17 protein-coding genes are annotated in these 18938 nt (G+C 67.1%); 9 read left to right on the top strand and 8 right to left on the bottom strand.

Annotation, left to right across the window (positions count from 1 at the left end):
• Positions 1 to 33: 33 nt before the first annotated feature.
• On the bottom strand, positions 34 to 522 hold the full coding sequence (locus D8I30_RS06605) for an Lrp/AsnC family transcriptional regulator (RefSeq protein WP_121482035.1): 489 nt from the start codon (positions 520 to 522) through the stop codon (positions 34 to 36).
• A 147-nt stretch (positions 523 to 669) separates the two neighbouring features.
• Here D8I30_RS06605 and D8I30_RS06600 point away from each other — a divergent pair, with 147 nt between their 5' ends.
• From D8I30_RS06600 to lpdA, 4 genes are all read left to right on the top strand, one after another.
• Positions 670 to 1899 carry a 3-methyl-2-oxobutanoate dehydrogenase (2-methylpropanoyl-transferring) subunit alpha gene (locus D8I30_RS06600; RefSeq protein WP_121482034.1) on the top strand — a complete coding sequence of 410 codons (1230 nt, stop codon included), beginning with the start codon at positions 670 to 672 and terminating at the stop codon, positions 1897 to 1899.
• Positions 1900 to 1901: 2 nt separating this feature from the next.
• Complete coding sequence (locus tag D8I30_RS06595; RefSeq protein WP_121482033.1) at positions 1902 to 2927, top strand: alpha-ketoacid dehydrogenase subunit beta; 1026 nt, start codon at positions 1902 to 1904, stop codon at positions 2925 to 2927.
• Between the two features lies 1 nt (position 2928).
• Complete coding sequence (locus D8I30_RS06590; protein ID WP_121482032.1) at positions 2929 to 4578, top strand: 2-oxo acid dehydrogenase subunit E2; 1650 nt, start codon at positions 2929 to 2931, stop codon at positions 4576 to 4578.
• Positions 4579 to 5062: 484 nt separating this feature from the next.
• Complete coding sequence (lpdA, locus tag D8I30_RS06585) at positions 5063 to 6460, top strand: dihydrolipoyl dehydrogenase (RefSeq protein WP_121482031.1); 1398 nt, start codon at positions 5063 to 5065, stop codon at positions 6458 to 6460.
• 154 nt (positions 6461 to 6614) lie between these two features.
• Here lpdA and D8I30_RS06580 read toward each other — a convergent pair whose 3' ends face one another.
• Together D8I30_RS06580 and D8I30_RS06575 are read right to left on the bottom strand one after the other, a co-directional pair.
• The gene (locus D8I30_RS06580; RefSeq protein ID WP_121483423.1) at positions 6615 to 6983 is read right to left on the bottom strand and encodes a DUF1801 domain-containing protein; all 369 of its coding nucleotides are present in this window, start codon (positions 6981 to 6983) and stop codon (positions 6615 to 6617) included.
• 5 nt (positions 6984 to 6988) lie between these two features.
• Positions 6989 to 7399, bottom strand: a complete 411-nt coding sequence (locus tag D8I30_RS06575) for a DUF1801 domain-containing protein (protein ID WP_240387351.1) — start codon at positions 7397 to 7399, stop codon at positions 6989 to 6991.
• Positions 7400 to 7696: 297 nt separating this feature from the next.
• On the opposite strand from D8I30_RS06575, the gene D8I30_RS06570 reads away from it, so the two are divergent.
• Positions 7697 to 8053, top strand: coding sequence for a YciI family protein (locus tag D8I30_RS06570; RefSeq protein ID WP_121482029.1), 357 nt, complete (start codon positions 7697 to 7699; stop codon positions 8051 to 8053).
• 3 nt (positions 8054 to 8056) lie between these two features.
• Here the strand turns inward: D8I30_RS06570 and D8I30_RS06565 are convergent, their stop codons facing one another.
• The 3 genes from D8I30_RS06565 to clpB all read right to left on the bottom strand — a co-directional run bounded on the left by D8I30_RS06565 (position 8057) and on the right by clpB (position 12428).
• Complete coding sequence (locus D8I30_RS06565) at positions 8057 to 8386, bottom strand: GIY-YIG nuclease family protein (RefSeq protein WP_121482028.1); 330 nt, start codon at positions 8384 to 8386, stop codon at positions 8057 to 8059.
• A gap of 226 nt (positions 8387 to 8612) precedes the next feature.
• Positions 8613 to 9815 carry a hypothetical protein gene (locus D8I30_RS14380; protein ID WP_162938823.1) on the bottom strand — a complete coding sequence of 401 codons (1203 nt, stop codon included), beginning with the start codon at positions 9813 to 9815 and terminating at the stop codon, positions 8613 to 8615.
• A gap of 24 nt (positions 9816 to 9839) precedes the next feature.
• A complete protein-coding gene (gene clpB / locus D8I30_RS06560) occupies positions 9840 to 12428 on the bottom strand; it encodes an ATP-dependent chaperone ClpB (RefSeq protein WP_121482027.1) in 2589 nt (862 codons plus the stop codon).
• Positions 12429 to 12644: 216 nt separating this feature from the next.
• Between clpB and D8I30_RS06555 the strand changes: the two genes are divergently transcribed.
• The gene (locus D8I30_RS06555; protein ID WP_205570755.1) at positions 12645 to 13091 is read left to right on the top strand and encodes a BA14K family protein; all 447 of its coding nucleotides are present in this window, start codon (positions 12645 to 12647) and stop codon (positions 13089 to 13091) included.
• A gap of 131 nt (positions 13092 to 13222) precedes the next feature.
• Positions 13223 to 13867 carry a LysE family translocator gene (locus D8I30_RS06550; protein ID WP_121482026.1) on the top strand — a complete coding sequence of 215 codons (645 nt, stop codon included), beginning with the start codon at positions 13223 to 13225 and terminating at the stop codon, positions 13865 to 13867.
• A 10-nt stretch (positions 13868 to 13877) separates the two neighbouring features.
• Here the strand turns inward: D8I30_RS06550 and D8I30_RS06545 are convergent, their stop codons facing one another.
• Positions 13878 to 15572: an outer membrane beta-barrel family protein gene (locus tag D8I30_RS06545; protein ID WP_240387350.1), complete on the bottom strand. Its 1695-nt coding sequence runs from the start codon at positions 15570 to 15572 to the stop codon at positions 13878 to 13880.
• Positions 15573 to 15652: 80 nt separating this feature from the next.
• A complete protein-coding gene (locus tag D8I30_RS14705) occupies positions 15653 to 16174 on the bottom strand; it encodes a TonB-dependent receptor plug domain-containing protein (RefSeq protein ID WP_240387349.1) in 522 nt (173 codons plus the stop codon).
• Between the two features lie 254 nt (positions 16175 to 16428).
• Between D8I30_RS14705 and D8I30_RS06540 the strand changes: the two genes are divergently transcribed.
• Positions 16429 to 18084: a serine hydrolase gene (locus D8I30_RS06540; protein WP_121482025.1), complete on the top strand. Its 1656-nt coding sequence runs from the start codon at positions 16429 to 16431 to the stop codon at positions 18082 to 18084.
• A 2-nt stretch (positions 18085 to 18086) separates the two neighbouring features.
• Positions 18087 to 18938: a tetratricopeptide repeat protein gene (locus tag D8I30_RS06535; protein ID WP_121482024.1), complete on the top strand. Its 852-nt coding sequence runs from the start codon at positions 18087 to 18089 to the stop codon at positions 18936 to 18938.

The following is an 18938-nucleotide window of genomic DNA, read 5'->3' as shown; positions in this document are numbered from 1 at the left end:
AGGCCCCTAGCCTTTGAACGCGTCTGACCTCGCCTAGGCGACGTGGGGGGTGATGATGCCCAGCGGCAAGGTGGTGACGTTCTTCACCCCGCGCGTGACGATGTGGCTCTCGCAGTTGGAGACGATGCCGAGCGTCAGCAGCTTGTCGCGCAGGAACTGGTCGAAGGCGTGCATGTCGGTGGTGATGATGCGCAGGACATAGTCCTCGCGGCCGGTGATGGTGGCGCACTGCACCACCTCGGGCCACTGCTCGACGGCCTGTTCGAAGACCATCAGGTTGTCGCGCGTCGGCAGGCTCAGCTTGACGATGGCGTAGACTTCGAAGTCCAGACCCAGCAAACCGGCGTCCAGAAGCGTGACCCGCTTGCGTATCAGGCCAGAGTCCTCCAGTCTCTTGATCCGGCGCCAGCACGGCGAAGCCGACAGGCCGACCCGATCGGCCACCTCGGCGACGGACAGGCCCGCGTCCTGCTGAAGGATGTCGAGGATGCGCGCGTCGATAGGATCGAGTTCGTCGGCCAAAGGCTTTCTCCGAATTAGGTTTCAGAGCAATAAAATACCCCAAATCAGCATTTGGCAAGGGTGTTTTTGGAAGAGCCAACAATCACGCGCCATGCTATGCCCTCTTCCCAGAGGAAATGCGGACGGTTCAACCGGACGGGAGGCATGATGAAAAACACCCCGACCCTGTCGCTGCGCGTGCCGGAGCCTTCGGGCCGCCCCGGAGACACGCCTGATTTCAGCCATCTGAAGCTCGACGCCCCCGGCGCGGTCGACCGCCCCGACGTCGCCACGGCGCCCGCCGAAATGCGCGATCACGCCTTCCGCCTGATCCGCGTCCTGGACGATGAAGGCCGGGCCGTCGGCCCCTGGGACCCCAAGCTGGACCCCGACACCCTGCGCCGCGGCCTGAAGGCCATGATCCTGACGCGCGCCTTCGACGACCGGATGCACCGCGCCCACCGCCAGGGCAAGACCAGCTTCTACATGAAGTGCACCGGCGAGGAGGCCATCGCGGTCGCCCAGGGCATGATCCTGAGCCGCGAGGACATGGGCTTCCCCACCTATCGCCAGCAGGGCCTGCTGATCTCGCGCGGCTATCCGCTCGCGTCGATGATGAACCAGATCTATTCGAACGCCGAAGACCCCATCAAGGGCCGTCAGCTGCCGATCATGTATTCAGCCAAGGACTATGGCTTCTTCACCATCTCGGGCAATCTGGGCACCCAGTATGTCCAGGCCGTGGGCTGGGCCATGGCCTCGGCCATCCGCGGCGACGACAAGATCGCCGCCGCCTGGATCGGCGACGGCTCAACGGCCGAGAGCGACTTCCATTCGGCCCTGACCTTCGCCGCCGTCTATCGCGCGCCGGTCATCCTGAACATCGTCAACAACCAGTGGGCCATCTCGTCCTTCCAGGGCATCGCCGGCGGGCTGGAGACCACCTTCGCGTCGAAGGCCGTGGGCTATGGCCTGCCGGCCCTGCGCGTCGACGGCAACGACTTCCTGGCCGTCTGGGCCGCGACCCAGTGGGCCGAGGAGCGCGCCCGCACCAACCAGGGCGCGACGATCATCGAGCTGTTCACCTATCGCGGTGCCCCGCACTCGACCTCGGACGACCCCAGCCGCTACCGCCCCGGCGACGAGCACGAGAAGTGGCCGCTGGGCGACCCGATCGCCCGCGTCAAGCAGCACCTCATCGCCATCGGCGAATGGTCGGACGACCAGCAGGAAGCGGCCGAGAAGGAGGCCGTCGAACAGGTCCGCGCCGCCGCGCGTGAATCCGAGGCCATCGGCACGCTCGGCCAGTCGCGCCCCAGCGTGAAGACCATGTTCGAGGAGGTCTTCGCCACCGAGGACTGGCGCCTGGTGGAACAGCGTCGCGAGGTCGGAGTCTGATCATGAGCACTGCGTCGATGAACATGATCCAGGCCCTGAACTCGGCCCTGGACGTCAAGATGAGCGAAGACCCGACCGTCGTCTCCTACGGCGAGGACGCGGGCTATTTCGGCGGCGTCTTCCGCGTCACCGACCACCTTCAGAAGAAGCACGGCCTGAACCGCAGCTTCGACGCCCCGATCTCGGAATCCGGCATCGTCGGCACAGCCATCGGCATGGCCGCCTATGGCCTGCGTCCGGTCGTCGAGATTCAGTTCGCCGACTACATCTATCCGGCCTACGACCAGATCGTCTCCGAAGCGGCCAAGATGCGCTATCGCTCGGGCGGCCAGTTCACCACGCCGATGGTGGTGCGCAGCCCCTACGGCGGAGGCATCTTCGGCGGCCAGACGCACTCCCAGTCGCCGGAAAGCCTGTTCACCCACATCGCCGGACTGAAGGTGGTGATTCCGTCCAACCCCTATGACGCCAAGGGTCTGCTCACTGCGGCGATCGAGGACGACGATCCGGTCATCTTCTTCGAGCCCAAGCGCCTGTACAACGGCCCCTTCGACGGCTGGCACGAGAAGCCGGTTTCGCCGTGGAAGGCTCAGGAGCTGGCCCAGGTCCCGACCGGCAAATACATTGAGCCGATCGGCAAGGCCCGCGTGATGAAGGAAGGCTCCGACGTCACCATCCTGGCCTACGGCACGATGGTCTGGGTGGCGCTGGCGGGCGCCGAGCACGCCGGCGTCGACGCCGAGGTCATCGACCTGCGCACCCTGGTTCCGTTGGACATCGAGACCATCGAGGCCTCGGTCAAGAAGACCGGCCGCTGCGTCATCGTGCACGAGGCGCCCAAGACCTCGGGCTTCGGCGCCGAGCTGAGCGCCCTGGTCCAGGAGCGCTGCTTCTATCACCTGGAGGCGCCGGTGGCGCGCGTGACCGGCTGGGACACGCCCTATCCGCACGCCTTCGAATGGGAATATTTCCCCGGCCCGCAACGCGTGGCCGATGCACTGAAAGCCGTCATGAGCGGGGGTCGCTGAGATGGGTCGCTTCGTCTTCAAACTGCCGGACGTGGGCGAAGGCACCGCCGAGGCCGAACTGGTCGCCTGGCACGTCAAGATCGGCGATACGGTCGTCGAGGATCAGATCGTCGCCGACGTCATGACCGACAAGGCCACGGTCGAACTGACCAGCCCGGTCTCCGGCGTGGTCACCGCCCTGCATGGCGAGCCGGGCCAGATGATGGCCGTGCGCGGCCCCCTGGCTGAGTTCGAGATCGAGGGCGAAGGCAACGCCTCCGCTGATGAACCGGCCCCCGCGCCCATCGCCGCCGCGCCCGAACCCGTTGCGGCCGCCGTCGCAGCGCCGAAGGCCGAACCCGCGCCTGTTTCCCCCGCGCCGGGCGGCGCCGCCAACCATGTCTTCAAACTGCCTGACGTCGGCGAAGGCACGGCCGAGGCCGAACTGGTCGGCTGGCACGTCAAGGTCGGCGACACGGTCGAGGAAGACCAGATCCTGGCCGAGGTCATGACCGACAAGGCGACGGTCGAACTGACCAGCCCGGTGTCCGGCTTCGTGGTCGCCCTGCACGGCGAAGCCGGTCAGCAGATCGCCGTCGGCGGCCCGCTGGTCAGCTTCAACGTCGCGGGCAAGGGACAGCCGGTCGAGGCCGCCCCCGCCGCGCCCCCAGCCGCCGCTCCCGCCAAGACCGCGCCGGCCGCCAAGGCGGCTGCGGCGCCCGCGCCCCAAACGGCTTCCAAGGTCGACGCCAAGCCCGTTCCCGCCCTGACCGGCCGCCAGCCGGGCGAGCGCCCCCTGGCCTCTCCGGCGGTGCGCAACCGCGCGCGTGATCTGGGGATCGATCTGGTCTTCGTGCCGGGCAGCGGCCCCGCCGGCCGCATCGAGCACGCCGATCTGGACGCCTTCGTCGCGCGCGGCGGCAGCGTCGCCCCGGCGGCGGCCTCGGGCGGCTCCCTCTACGCCAGGGCCGAGGGAACCAACGACGTCCGCATCATCGGCCTGCGCCGCAAGATCGCGGAGAAGATGGCCGAGAGCGTCCGTCGCATCCCCCACATCACCTATGTGGAAGAGATCGACATGACGGCGCTGGAAGAGCTGCGCGCCCACCTGAACGCCCAGAACAAGGGCACGGGGAAGCCCAAGCTCAACGTCCTGCCCTTCATCGCCCGCGCCATCGTCGTGGCCCTGAAGGACCAGCCGAACATCAACGCTGTCTATGACGACGAAGCGGGCGTCCTGACCCAGCACAACGCCGTCCACCTGGGCATCGCCGCCCAGACGCCGAACGGCCTGATGGTTCCCGTCGTCCGCCACGCCGAGGCGCGCGACGCCTACGACACGGCCCTTGAGATCGCCCGCGTCTCGGGCGCCGCCAAGGACGGCAGCGCCAAGCGCGAGGAGCTGTCCGGCTCGACCATCACCATCACCTCCCTGGGGACGCTCGGCGGCGTGGTGCACACCCCCATCATCAACCACCCCGAGGTCGCCATCGTCGGTCCGAACAAGATCGAAGAGCGCGTCGTGGTGCGCAACGGCCAGATGGTCGTGCGCAAGATGATGAACCTGTCCTCCAGCTTCGATCACCGCATCGTCGACGGCCACGACGCGGCGGTCTTCGTGCAGAAGATCAAGAACCTGCTGGAGAACCCGGCGACCTTGTGGATGGGGTAAAGCCAATGAGGCTTCTGCCCATAGCCTCATTGGCGGCCTTCATGGTCGCTACAGTGGGAGGCCAAGCCAAGGCCTCCTGCTTACCCATAAACGGACAGGACGCCTACCGGCTTGAACTGGGCCTACAAACGGCAGACCGTCAGCGTGCGACCTCCCTCTTCCTAGCGCAGGTCATATCCGCCAGACCTCACGATGAAGACCAGATGGTGCGATTTCAGACGCTGGTCGCTCTGGAGGGAGAGTCGCCGCCACATCATATTTCCTGGCTTAGCTATAGCGGAAAGGAATGTGGCGGACGCCTTTGGGAGCCGAAGGATGTCGCAATCGTCTACGCCGTACGCGAAGAAGCCTGGAACCCTGCCACCCAGGCCTCACTGGGACAAACCCTTCGTGTAGATGTCGCGGTGCGGCCCGAGAACGTCGTCGATCCTGAAATCGGCCTCCTTATTCGAGCTGCTGCAGACCGCCTGAGAGCAATCAAACCATGACCCAGACCCTCAAGACCAAAGTCCTGATCATCGGCGCCGGCACCGGCGGCTATGTCGCTGGCATCCGTTGCGGCCAACTCGGCCTCGACACCGTGCTGGTGGACGGCGGCGACGGGCTCGGCGGCACCTGCCTGAACGTCGGCTGCATCCCGTCCAAAGCCATCATCCACGCGGCGGGCAAGTATGAGACGGTGGCCAAGGCCGCCGGCGACGGCACGCTGGGCATCACCGCCTCGGCCCCGGCCATCGACCTGTCGAAGACCGTCGCGTGGAAGGACGGCGTGGTCAGGAAGCTCAACGCCGGCGTCGCCGCCCTGCTCAAGAAGGCCAAGGTCAAGGTCGTCAAGGGCTGGGCCGAGTTCTCGGACGCCAAGACCTGCAAGGTGAAGACCGACGACGGCGACATCCGCATCACCGCCGAACACGTCATCCTGGCCACGGGGTCTGAGCCGGTCGAACTGCCCTTCCTGCCCTTCGGCGGCGACGTCATCTCGTCCACCGAGGCCCTGAGCCTGCCGGAAGTGCCGAAGAAGCTGGTCGTCGTCGGCGGCGGCTACATCGGCCTGGAGCTGGGCATCGCCTTCCGCAAGCTGGGCGCCGAAGTCGCCATCGTCGAGATGGCCGAGCGCATCCTGCCGCTCTACGACAAGGCCCTGACCGACCCGGTCGCCAAATGGCTGGAAAAGCACGGCGTCCAACTGCTGCTCGGCGCCCGCGCCGGCGGCTTCGGAGACGGCAAGCTGAACGTCACCGACAAGGACGGCGCCCCGATGCAGCTGGACGCCGACAAGGTGCTGGTCACCGTCGGCCGCCGCGCACGCACCAAGGGTTGGGGCCTGGAGAACATGGGCGTGGCCATGAACGGCCCGTTCGTGAAGATCGATGAGCGCTGCGCCACCAGCATGAAGAACGTCTGGGCCATCGGCGACCTGACCGGCGAGCCCATGCTGGCGCACAAGGGCTCGGCGCAAGGCGAGGTCGTGGCCGAGATCATCGCCGGGCATGACCGCGTGTTCGACCCGGCTGCCATCGCCGCCGTCTGCTTCACCGAGCCGGAAATCGTCTCGGCCGGTCTGGGCGTCGACGACGTGAAGGGCCGCGACGACGTGATCCAGGCGGTCTTCCCCTTCGCCGCCATCGGCCGCGCCCTGGCCATCGAGGCGGGCGAGGACGGCGGCTTCGTCCGCGTCATCGCCTCGAAGACGGACCACCGCATCCTGGGCGTCCAGGCCGTCGGCCAGCACGTCTCGGAGCTGTCCAACAGCTTCGCTCAGATGCTGGAGATGGGCGCGGTGCTGGAGGACGTGGCCGGCACCATCCACGTCCACCCGACGCTGGGCGAAGCCTTCCACGAGGCGTCCCTGCGCGCCCTGGGCCACGCCATTCACATCTGAGCCCGTCCTCCCTTCTCCCCTTGTGGGAGAAGGTGGCCCGTCAGGGCCGGATGAGGGGTCTCGCAACGCCGGATGAGAGGCGATGCGCTGAACGTCCCGCAACCCCTCATCCGTCAGGCTTCGCCTGCCACCTTCTCCCGCAAGGGGAGAAGGATCAGCGTTTGATGTTCGCCTCCGCCGCCGCGCGGATCAGGGCCTTGAACGCCGCCTCGTCCAGCGCCTCGCCCTCGCGGATGTCGATGGCGCGGCGGGTCCCGCCCTCCAGGCTGGCGTTGAACAGGCCCGCCGGATCATCCAGCGACGCCCCCTTGGCGAAGGTCAGCTTGACGGCGGTCCTGTAGGTCTCGCCGGTGCACAGGATTCCGCCGCGCTCCCACACCGGCACGCCGCGCCATTTCCACGTCTCGACCACGTCCGGCAGGGCCTCATGGATCAGGGCGCGCACCCGGGCCAGGACCGCGCCGCGCCAGTCGGCCAGTTCGGCGATGCGGGCGTCGATCAGGGCGGAGGGGGTCTCGGTCATGGCGCTCACATCCTCTCGCCGGGCAGGGCGGCGGCCTGTCGGATCCAGTCGGTCAGTTGCGCCTCGTCCAGCGCCTCGCCCTCGTGGATGTGGAGATAACGCACCTTCGCCTGTTTCGACGCCGTCGGCGGCGGCGGGTCCAGCGCGGCGCCGTTGAAGAAGGCCAGCTTCACATAGCGGTCGAAGCAATGCAGGCCCAGGAACCAGCCCTCGCCCGCGCGGCCATAGAGGGGCGAGTTCCACTTCACCGCCTTGGCCACGCCCGGAACGGCGGCCGTGACCAGGGCGTCCAGCCGCGCGCTCACGGCGCGCTTCCAGCCCGGTGCGGCGGCGATCCAGGCCTGGACCGGAGCGTCGCCCTGGCCCTTGGCGATCTGCGGATTGCCGCCGGACAGCAGGCGGGGCGGTTCGGTCATGCGCCTTCCTCGGATCATCCCATGGCCGGATCATCGCACGGACGGCAGCGGCTGCAAGCGAAGCGGATTGTGCGTGTTGTTCCTTCTCCCCTTGCGGGAGAAGGTGGCCGAGTGGAGCGAGGTCGGATGAGGGGTTGCGCGACGGCGACCACAGCCGAAACCTCAAGCCCCTGCGAGACCCCTCATCCGTCGGCCCTCGGCCGCCACCTTCTCCCGCAAGGGGAGAAGGAACACAGAGGCGCCGCATCTTGCCCGAAGCCGACGAAAGACCGACCCTTCCGGAAACGGGAGGCTTCGATGAGCGTCGAGACCCACTATCTGGCCGTCTTCACCAGCGACAAGACCGGCCCCAAATGGCGGGCCTGGCGCGCCATGAGCGAGGCCCAGCAGGCCGAGACGGCCCGCCTCGGCGTCGCCGCCGTCGCCGAATGGGAAGCGGCGCACCGTGACTCCATCGTCTTTCAGGGCGGCCCGCTGGGCCCGACCAAACGCATCGACGACGACGGCGCCGTGACGGACATGGTCAACCTGCTGACCGTCTTCATGATCGTGCGCGCCGACAGCCACGAGGCGGCGGCCCGCCTGTTCGAGGGCCACCCGCACATGAGCATCTTCGTCTGCGACGGGGTGGAGGTGATGCCGGTGCTGGGCTGAGGCTCAGTCCGCGCCCGGCGTCCAGTTCGGTTCCGGGAACCAGTCGGCCGCAAGGTCGCGCCAGTCGGGATTGTCTCGCTCGATCAGGGCCAGCTTCCAGTCACGCAGCCATTTCTTGATGCGCCGCTCGCGCCGGATCGCATCAAGCATCAGAGCGTGTTGCTCGAACCAGGCCAGACAAGTGCAGTTGTTCTCGTCGGTGAAGCCGGGAAAGGCGCGCGTCCTGTGCTTCCACACCCGGCTTTCGAGGTTGGAGGTCGAGCCGGCATAGAGCGTCCCATTGCGCCCGCTCGCCATGATGTAGGTCGCGATGAAGGTGCGGTGCGTCCCCATGCCGCCACGCTACCCCGCCGTTCCGCCTTCGTCATCCGTCATCCTCCGGCGAAGCGAAGCGGAGACCGGGGGACCCAGCGGCGCCGAAGGCGATCTTTGCAGGTGAGGTCGAGCGTGAATCTTTCGCGCTCCCGCGCGCCGCTGGGTCCCCCGGTCTGCGCCGCTGACGCGGCTTGCCGGAGGATGACGAAAGGGGGGTGGGCCGACGATGATCCCTTAAAACCATCTAGCTAAGAACGGGCGGGGCGCCTGCTACAGAAGTGGTTTCGTTTGGAATACCGATCTTGAAGACCTCGAAGCCAGTAGCTTGATCGATGCACTTCGCATCCACGAGCTCACACAGAGGGTCGCCTTTTTCGAACTCCGTGATGAAGTTCTTGAGCGCGTCTAAGCCCATCAGGGGAGAAGGCTTATTGCCGGGGTAATTCATCTGAAGCTTACCGCGATCCAAAAACGGCATGTTCCGTCGCCTGTAGTGAAATATGACAACAAGCGTCACCTGAGCCTTACTCCATACAGCTTCGTCATAATGGCGTTTGGACAACTTGTTGTCGAACATGGGGGCTGCATGTTCGACTGCGATGGCAGAAAGGATATTAACCCCCAAGATTGCCAAAGCCTCAGCCTCTCCCTGCGCGTTGGGAAGCCAAGCGTCGCGCTTCTTTCGGTTGCCATGAAAGTAGTGCCCGCGCCGGACCACGATGTGATCAATGACTGCATCAACATCTCCACTCTCGACAATGTCATCACTAGACGTTCTTATCCTAGACGGCATAGCTCCAGAAGCCTCTATTCCCCTCTCAAGAACGCGTCTGAAATCCGAAGAGTTTTTTAAAGCTGCCTTAAGCTTATCAGACTTGAATTGCCCATTTCCATACTCAGCTTCAATTGCCATAAAGCTGTATCGAAATGAATTAATATACCTTTCTTCCGAAAGGCTATTCCGAGCCTGGACATTCAAACTGGCGATGAATGAGGCGTCGAATCCTTCATCGGATGCCCACAGTGCTCTCGAAAACATATCAAACGAAATCTCAGTCGTAGGGGTCTGATTTCGTCGCGAGAACTCGTGGAGTTCGATAGCCGCCTTCTCAGAATCGTCCTCTGCCTCAAACTCGGTTTTTACAGCACCGAGCGCCAGTTCAATGGGAAAAAAGCATTGAACAAACGACAAAGCCTGATGCAGCCTTTGCTCGACATCTTTGTGTAGCGCGCCATCCCTAAAAGTAATGTTGGCTTTGATTCTGCCCTGATCCAGCTTGGTTAGAGTCGGCGCTAGATGGACGCTCTGACCCGAGAACGAGATTTTCACCCCGCTGACAAGTCCTTCGTTTTCGACGAGCGTAACCGTCCCTCCGAAGGCCCTTATCGGCCAATGGTCCGGGACACGCAGCGGTGATTGCAAATCAAATGTGTAGCTGATTTTCACGAGCGTAGTTTCGCCAGAATAACCCTAATGCACCCGCGCCTTACCGATCTCCAGACCGTCGCCGCCCGCTGACACGGCCACCACGCTGCCGTCCTCGATCTCGCCGGCCAGCAGCTTCTTGGCCATCGGGTCGACCAGCTCCTTCTGGATGACGCGCTTCAACGGCCTCGCGCCGTACACCGGGTCGTAGCCCTTGTCGGCGAGCCAGGTCAGGGCGCTGTCGTCCAGGGCCAGGGTCAGGCGGCGGTCGGCCATCAGCTTTTCCAGACGCGCCAGCTGGATGCGGACGATGCCGCCCATCTGTTCGCGGCCGAGGCGGTGGAACAGGATGATCTCGTCGATGCGGTTCAGGAACTCGGGCCGGAAGTGGGCGCGGACCTGCTCCATGACCAGGGGACGCACAGCCTCGACATCCTCGCCCTCCGGCTGATCGGCCAGATGCTGGCTGCCCAGGTTGGAGGTCATGATGATCAGGGTGTTCTTGAAGTCGATGGTGCGGCCCTGGCCGTCGGTCAGGCGACCGTCGTCCAGCACCTGCAACAGCACGTTGAAGACGTCGGGGTGGGCCTTCTCGACCTCGTCGAACAGGACGACCTGATAGGGCCGACGACGCACGGCCTCGGTCAGGGCGCCGCCCTCGTCATAGCCGACATAGCCGGGAGGGGCGCCGATCAGGCGACTGACCGAGTGCTTCTCCATGTACTCGGACATGTCGATGCGGGTGATGGCGTTGTCGTCGTCGAACAGATAGCCGGCCAGGGCCTTGGTCAGCTCCGTCTTGCCCACGCCCGTGGGCCCGAGGAAGAGGAAGCTGCCCAGCGGCTTGTTGGGGTCGTTCAGACCGGCGCGGGCGCGGCGCACGGCGTCGGAGACGGCGGCCAGGGCCTCGTCCTGCCCCACCACGCGGCGGCCCAGCTCTTCTTCCATCCTGAGCAGCTTCTCGCGCTCGCCTTCCAGCATCTTGTCGACGGGGACGCCGGTCCAGCGGCTGACGACGGCGGCGATCTGTTCGGCGTCGACGACTTCCGGCGTGAGCGGGCCTTCGGCGGGTTTCTCGGCGGCTTCGGCCTCGGCCAGCTGGCGCTCCAGTTGCGGGATCTGGCCGTAGGCGATCTCGGACGCGCGGCCGAGGTCGCCGGCGCGCTGGGCGGCGGCCAGTTCGGCGCGCAGGCGGTCCAGGGTCTCGCGCAGCTGCGCGCCCTGCCCCACCTTGTCCTTCTCCGATTTCCAGCGGGCGGTCATGTCGTCCGACTGGCCCTCCAGGTCGGCGATCTCGTCCTCCAGCTTTTCGAGACGCTGCTGCGAGGCGCTGTCGCTTTCCTTCTTCAGGGCCTCGCGCTCGATCTTGAGCTGGACCAGACGGCGGTCGATCTCGTCCAGCGCCTCGGGCTTGGAATCGACGGCCATGCGCACGCGGCTGGCGGCCTCGTCGATCAGGTCGATGGCCTTGTCCGGCAGGAAGCGGTCGGTGATGTAGCGGTTCGACAGGGTCGCGGCGGCGACGATGGCGCTGTCCGAGATGCGCACCCCGTGGTGGACCTCGTACTTCTCCTTCAGGCCGCGCAGGATCGACACCGTGTCCTCGACGGTGGGTTCGGCGACGAAGACCGGCTGGAAGCGACGGGCCAGGGCCGCGTCCTTCTCGACGTGCTTGCGGTACTCGTCCAGCGTGGTGGCGCCGACGCAGTGCAGCTCGCCGCGCGCCAGGGCGGGCTTCAAGAGGTTGGAGGCGTCCATGGCGCCGTCGCCCTTGCCGGCGCCGACCAGGGTGTGCATTTCGTCGATGAAGAGGACGATGCCGCCCTCGGCGGCCGCCACCTCGTTGAGCACGGCCTTCAGCCGCTCCTCGAACTCGCCGCGGTATTTCGCCCCGGCGATCAGGGCGCCCATGTCGAGCGCCAGCACCTTCTTGTCCTTGAGGCTTTCGGGCACGTCGCCGTTGACGATGCGCAGGGCCAGGCCCTCGACGATGGCGGTCTTGCCGACGCCGGGTTCGCCGATCAGGACGGGGTTGTTCTTGGTGCGGCGGGCCAGGACCTGGATGGTGCGGCGGATCTCCTCGTCGCGGCCGATGACCGGGTCGACCTTGCCGTCGCGCGCGGCCTCGGTCAGGTCGCGGGCGTAGCGTTTCAGGGCGTCGAAGGAGTCCTCGGCGGCCGCGCTGTCGGCGGTCTTGCCCTTGCGGATTTCGGCGACGGCGTCATCGAGTTTCTTGGCGGTGACGCCGGCCGATTTCAGCGCCTCAGCGGCGGCCCCGCCCTCCTTGGCGATGGCGGCCAGCAGGCGTTCGGTGGTGACGAAGGCGTCGCCGGCCGTCTTGGCGGCCGCCTCGGCGGCGCTGAAGACGCGGGCGGTGTCGCCGTCCAGATAGAGCTGGCCCGAGCCGCCCGAGACCTGGGGCCGCTTCTTCAGCAGGCCCTCGGTGACCAGTTCGACGGCGGAGGGATCGCCGCCCGCCTGGTCGATCAGCTTGCGCGCCAGGCCGTCGCGCTCCTCGAGCAGCACCTTGAGAAGGTGCTCGGGCGCGAACTGCTGGTGCCGCCGGGCGAGCGCCAGCGACTGGGCGGATTGGACGGCCTGTTTGGCGCGGTCGGAATAGAGGTCGAGATTCATTTTGATGCAGTCCCCTCGGGAGGCGGAAACCCATCAAGACGCCCTTTCGCGAAGCGACGCCTTGAGTGATGTCAAACGAGGTGGGTGTGGCTGATCGGTCACGCAAGGCCACGCTCGGTCCCGCCCCACGAGGCTGCGGAATTATTTTCGGGGAGGGCCGATCCATCGCCGGCTTGCGACGTTGCCTTGCCCGGGGCGGAAACAATGGAGATCGACATGAGAAGCGTTTTCGCGGCCGCCGCGGGCCTGTTGGCGATCGTCGCCGCGCCGTCCTTGGCGCAGCAGCCCCCCGCTCATCCCACGCCCGCGCCCGCGCCAGGTCATGCGATGCAGCCCGGCCAGGCCATGACGCCGCAGACGCGCCCGGCCCCGGCGCCCTCCACCCCGCGCCCTCCGGCCGCTCGGCCCCAGACCATGCCCGGCCATATGGAGAGCGGCCCCCGCCCCTATCAAGCCGAGGCCGGGATGATGCACGGCGAGATGAACTACGGCCGCTGGGACACCGGCTGGGGGCCGCGCCCGCCCGCCCCTCCGCACCATTTCACGCGTCATGAGGACTGGCACCGCCACGTCCACGCCTGCCAGCAGCGCTACAAGTCCTATAACCCGCGCACCGACATGTTCATGGCGCGCCCAGGCCACGCCCGGCGCTGCACGCTTTAGCCGCGCCCTCCCTGTTCGAGCCCCCTCGCCCGCCGCCCGCCCTGGACGGCGGGCGTCTCGCGTTCGCCGCTTGATGGCGCCGCCAGCCCGCGCGAAGCTGGACCGGTCGAGCAAAGGATCAAGGGGCGACGATGAGCCTGCTGGCGAGCAGCCCGGTGGACCCGGCGGTCATCCTGCCCTTCCTCGCGGCGGTGGCCCTGATGGAGCTGACGCCGGGGCCGAACATGGGGTGGCTGGCCCTTGTCTCCCTGTCGCAGGGGCGGACGGCGGGGCTGGCGGCGGTGGCCGGGATCACCCTGGGCCTGACGCTGTGGATGACAGCCGCCGCCTTCGGCCTGACCGAGGTGGTGCTGCTATGGCCCGCCCTCTACCAGGGCATCCGCTGGGCGGGGGTGGGCTTCCTGCTGTGGCTGGCCTGGGACGCCTGGCGCAGCACGGGCGACGGGGCGGGTGCGGCTCCGGTCGAGAGGCGGCGGCGCGCCCTGTTCCGGCGCGGCCTGATCGGCAACCTGCTGAACCCCAAGGCGGCGCTGCTCTACGTCGTCCTGCTGCCCGGCTTCATGCGGCCGGGGCACGGCTCGACCCTGATGCAGGCGTTGACGCTGGGGACGATGCACGTCCTGGTCAGCGTCATCGTCCACGCGACCATCGTGCTGACGGCGGCGCGGGCGGGCGGGGCCCTTCTGACCCGGGCCCAGGGGCCGATGCTGCGCGCCGCCATGGCCCTGGGCCTGGTCGCCATCGCCGCCTGGACCGCCTGGGAGACCCGGGCCTGACCCCCGCCGATCAGCCGCCGGTCGGCCCGGTCGAGAAGTCGAACTGCTCGGGCTGACGGCGCGGCCCGCCGCCGAAGGACCAGGTCAGCCCCACATAGAAGGCGCGCAGCTTGATGTCTTGCTCAACACGCTCGCGGAACTGGGGCGTGTCATAGACGGTGGCGCCGCCGAAGGAGTTGAACAGGTCGCGCGCCGTGAACTGGAACGACAGGGTATCGTTCAGCTTGCGGCGATAGCCCAGGTTCACCATGCCGCCGCTCTCGCGCGTCCCTTGCCCCAGCAGTTGGTCGCCCTGCCAGAAGCCCGAGACCTGCACGAAGTCCTTGGGCGTCGGCTGCCAGTTCAGGCTGAGGCGGCCGGTCAGCATCTCGCCTTCACGGTCGCGCCCGCCCAGGATGCCGGCGGCGTCGATCTGCTGGCGGAAGGCGTTGACGCTGGCGTTGTAGCGCAGGGTCGGATGCAGGCGGCCGCTGGCGGTCAGCTCGACGCCGAGGTCGCGCCGGGCGCCGAGGTTCTCGGGCCGGGTCAACAGGACCCCGCCGCCGACGTCGGTGGCCACGTCGGTGAAGGCCTTGGCGGTGTCGCGGAAATAGGCGGTGGCTTGATAGAAGCTCTGGCCGCGCCGCATCTGCCACATGGCCTCGAAGCTGTCCGTCTCCTGCGGCTCCAGGTCCGGGTTGCCCGACCGCAGGTTCAGCGGATCGCCATAGATGACGGCGGGGTTCAGCTGGAACGGCTGCGGGCGCTGGATGCGCCGGGAATAGCTGCCGCGCAGGCTCTGGGCGTCGGTCAGCTGATACTGCAGGTGCATGGTCGGATAGGCGCGGAAATAGTCCTGATCCGCACGCACGCCATTGGTGAGGTCCTCCACCTCCACGTCCGCTTGCTCCAGGCGCAGGCCGAGCTGGCCGGACAGCTTTTCGCTGAAGGGCCGCTCGAAGGTGGCGTAGAGGGCGTGCACGGCCAGTTCTCCCTGAACGCGGGTGTTCAGCCCCGGCACAGGGGCCAGGGCTGCCTTGGACGGGCCCCGCCGCAGCTCGCTATCCTGGTTGGGGCGGATAAGATTCAGTTCATAGCCCGCCCGCAGCTTGGCGCCGTCGAGCATGGGCCGGGTGTAGGCGCTGGTGAAGCCGATCGTCTCCTGCTCGACGAACCAGGCCTGGGCCTCCAGCAGGAGGGGCGCCGCCGGCGTCAGGTAGGTGTTGGTGAACAGGGCTGTCTGCTGGGGCTCGTTCCGATCATAGCGCAGCTCATTGGACCACTCATGGCCTGAAGCGTCGAACTGATGCAGGACGCGTCCGGTGACGCCCCAGTTATTCAGCTTGAAGGCGGTGTCGCCGTCGCGATTATAGGCGCGAGCCAGGGCGCCCGAAGCATCGCGCGTCTCGTACTCCCCCTCCGAGCGGCCCTCGACGTCAAACCGGGTGAGGCGGACCTCGCCGGTCAGCATGGTCTTGTCCGTCAGACGATATTCGGCCGAGGCTCTGCCCATAACGCCGCTCTGAGAGGTTTCGTTGGCCTGAGACACAAGGGTCGAAGACACAGTCGCGCCGGAGGCGTCGAACTGTTCGCGCACGCTGTTGAAAGCGAAAGTCGGATTGTCACGCCGATAGCTGAGGTCGCCGGTCAGCGTCAGCTTGCCCTGCTGCCGCGAGCCGCTGGCGCCGACGTTCCAGCGTCCGTTGTCGCCGACATTGGCGCGCATCGAGCCAGTGGTGACGCTCGAGCCCTTGCCGCCAGCAGCAGCGGCGGCCGCGGCGACCGCAGCCGGAACCGGCTTGGTGATCAGGTTGATGACCCCGCCTGTCCCTCGGGGCTATAGGCGGCCGAAGGATTGGTCATGACCTCGATGCGCGAATAGCGATCGCCCGGCATCTGCAGGATGGCGTCGCCCCGGTTCGGCCCCGACAGTATGGCCGAGGGACGACCATCGACCAGTATGGTGACATTGGCGTCGCCTCGCAGGGAGACATTGCCCTGGGGGTCGACATCGACCGAAGGCACATTGCGCAGGGCCTCGGCGAGGGTGCCGGTCGCGGCCTGAAGATCGTCGGCCAGGCTGTAGCTGATGGAATCGATCGAGGTCCGCACATCATTGGCGCGGGCGCTGACGACGACATCGCCGACGGTCGAGGGCTGATCGTTCTTGTTGGCCTTATCAGGATGGGCCTGAGACGAATACTGGGTCGATGCTTGGCCCCGCGGCGCACCGGATGCGGGCGGCGAAGTAGGCGCTTGCGCCAGGGCGGCCGCACCCGGCAAGGCCAAAACCACTCCGAGCAGCGGAGTGAACTTATACTTCGTCATGTCATGAGTTCCTGTCAGACCGCCTCGCGACGCCCCTCTGACCCAGCGACTATCAGCAGCAACAAGCGTAGCCGAGTTACATCTTCTTCATCCCCGTTACATATTTTTCATGCCAGAGACGTCTCTGCGGCTTTCTGCGGAACCTTGCTCTTCTATCCGGCGCTTGGCCCCCACGCTGAAGACCAAGATGAACCCCTTGCTCCCCATGGACGGGCGGCGCTAGCGTCGCCGTTCAGTCTTCGGGAGCGTCCTTGATGTCCATCCGCCTGTCGCGCCGCGCGGCGCTGATCTCCACCGCCGTCGCCGCCGGCGGGGCCGCCCTGCCGAACCTGGCCTGGGCTCAGACCAGCCCCGATACGCGCTCCGACGAGGAGATCGCCGCCGCCGCCGACGCCTGGGTGCAACGCTGCATGGCGGCCTGGCCGGACCAGCCGGCCGTGTCCCTGGCCCTGGTGCGCGACGGCAAGACGGTGTTGGCCAAGGGCTACGGCGTGCGCCGTCAGGGCAAGGCCGAACCGGCCGATGAACACACCCTGTTCGCCATCGCGTCGAACTCCAAGAACGTCACCGCCGCCTGCCTGGCCATCCTGGTCGACGAGGGCAAGGTGAAGTGGGACGAGCCGATCCGCACCTATCTGCCCGGCTTCACCCTGTCGGACCCGATGGTGGGCGAGCGCATCACCGTGCGCGACACCCTGAGCCACCGCGCCGGCTTCGGCCTGGGCGCCGGCGACCTGCTGTTCTGGCCCAACAGCGACCGGACGCGGGCCGAGGTCCTGGCCCAGGCCGCCTTCGTGCCGATCGAGGACGGCTTCCGCGAGGACTACCACTACTGCAACCTGATGTTCGTGGTGGCGGGCGCGGTGATCGAGAAGGTTTCCGGCCTGTCGTGGGAGGACTTCGTCCAGACCCGCATCTTCGACCGCGTGGGCATGAGCGAGAGCGTGCCCCTGGCGCGTCTGGCCGACCCCAAGAAGTCCGCCCTGCCCCACGGCCGCGTCGGGCCGCCCCTGCGCTACCAGGGGCCGATGACCCGGATCGCCGACTCCATCGTCGAGGTCTGGAACTGGGATTCGGCGGCGGCGGCGGGCGGCATCTGCGCCAGCGCCCACGACTGGGCCAAATGGATCGCCGTGCGCCTCAACGACGGCAAGCTGGCCGACGGCTCGCGCCTGTTCTCAGAGGCCGCCGCGCGCGAGATGGTCAAGCCCAACATCGTCGTCTCCTCCTCCAATGGGCCGACGGCGGAACTGCCCAACCGGGCGGTGGCCTCGACCTACGCCATGGGCCTGCAGGTGCAGGACTATCGCGGCGAGCGGCTGATCACCCACGGCGGCGGCTCGCCCGGCGGCATTTCGGCCACGGTGCTGATCCCCGGCCGCAAGATCGGCTTTTCCGTCTTCACCAACGCCGAGGAGAGCTTCCTCTTACGCGCCCTGCGCTCGGGCCTGTCGGACATCGCCATGAACAAGGTCGACGTCGACTGGATCGCCGACTCCAAGAAACGCGAGGCCGAGGGGATCGAGAAGTCGCTGAAGGCCGCCGCCGAGATCGACGCCAAACAGGCGGCGGGCGCGGCCCCGTCCCTGCCGCTGGAGGCCTACGCCGGGACCTGGCGCGATCCGTGGTACGGCGACATCGTCATCGCGCCGAAGACCGAGGGGCGCGGCCGCAACCGCAAGACGGGCCTGTGGCTGCGCTTCACCCACACCCCCGCGCTGCAGGGTTGGCTGGAGCCCTACGACGGCGAGACCTTCCGCACCCGCTTCCCCGACAAGCGCGAGGAGGACGCCTTCGTGACCTTCAAGCTCGAGAACGGCCAACCGGTCACGGCGACGCTGAAGGGCGTCTCGCCCGACATCGACTTCTCCTACGACTACCAGGACCTGAAGCTGACAAGGATGACCTGACCATGCTGACTGGCTTAGCCGTGACCGCCGCCCTGTGGCTCGCGGGCCCCGACATGACCGTGCCCGCGTCCTGCCAGGTTCCCCTGGACCGGATCAATTACCGGACCTGCGCCGACGAGGCGCCGGTCGGGTCCCCGGCCCGAAGCTGGGCGCTGATCAATCTGGGCAGCCAGGCCTTCATGGCCGGCGACATGGCCCGGGCGGTGAAGCTGTACGACGAAGCCCGCCCGGCCGACGGCCTGAACATGTACTCAGACCCGGTCTTCCACGCCTTTCGCGGCGCCGCCTACGACCACGTCGGCCGTTCCAAGGAGGCCCTGGCCGACGCCCAAACCAGCTGGGACATTCTGAGCGGGGCGGTCACCATCGACCCGCAGAACCCGCCGCCGACCGAGGACGAATACCACGGCTTCGTCCTTGCCTTCATCCTGCCGATCCTCAAGGCCAATGGCGATCCGGCGTTTGCTCCGGCCTTCGGCGCCTATCAGCGCCTCTCGGACGACGGGGTGGAGGCCCTGATCCGGCGCGCCGCCCTGCTGGAACAGCTGGGCGACTTTTCCCGCGCCCTGGCCGCCGGCGAAAAGGCCATGAAGCTGCGTCCCGACGACCCGGGACTGCAGAACAATCACTGCTACACCCTGGTCCGCGCCGGGCGAGCGGCCGAGGGCCTGCCCTATTGCGAAGCAGCCTTGGCGCGCCTGCCTGAGGCCTCGCCCATCCTCCACAGCTACGCCTCGGCCCTCGCCGCTCTCGGACGTTGCGAAGAGGCCGAGCGCCAGCTTGCCGAGGCGCGCCGGTTGGATCCCGCCGCCGCCCTCTACCGCCAGCCCCTCGAGTGCAGAGCGGCGGGCTAG

The sequence above is a fragment of the Brevundimonas naejangsanensis genome (genome assembly GCF_003627995.1).
GTDB lineage: Bacteria > Pseudomonadota > Alphaproteobacteria > Caulobacterales > Caulobacteraceae > Brevundimonas > Brevundimonas naejangsanensis_B.
The sequence above is the reverse complement of the archived record's forward strand: the minus strand, read 5'-3'. Positions and strand labels throughout refer to the sequence as shown.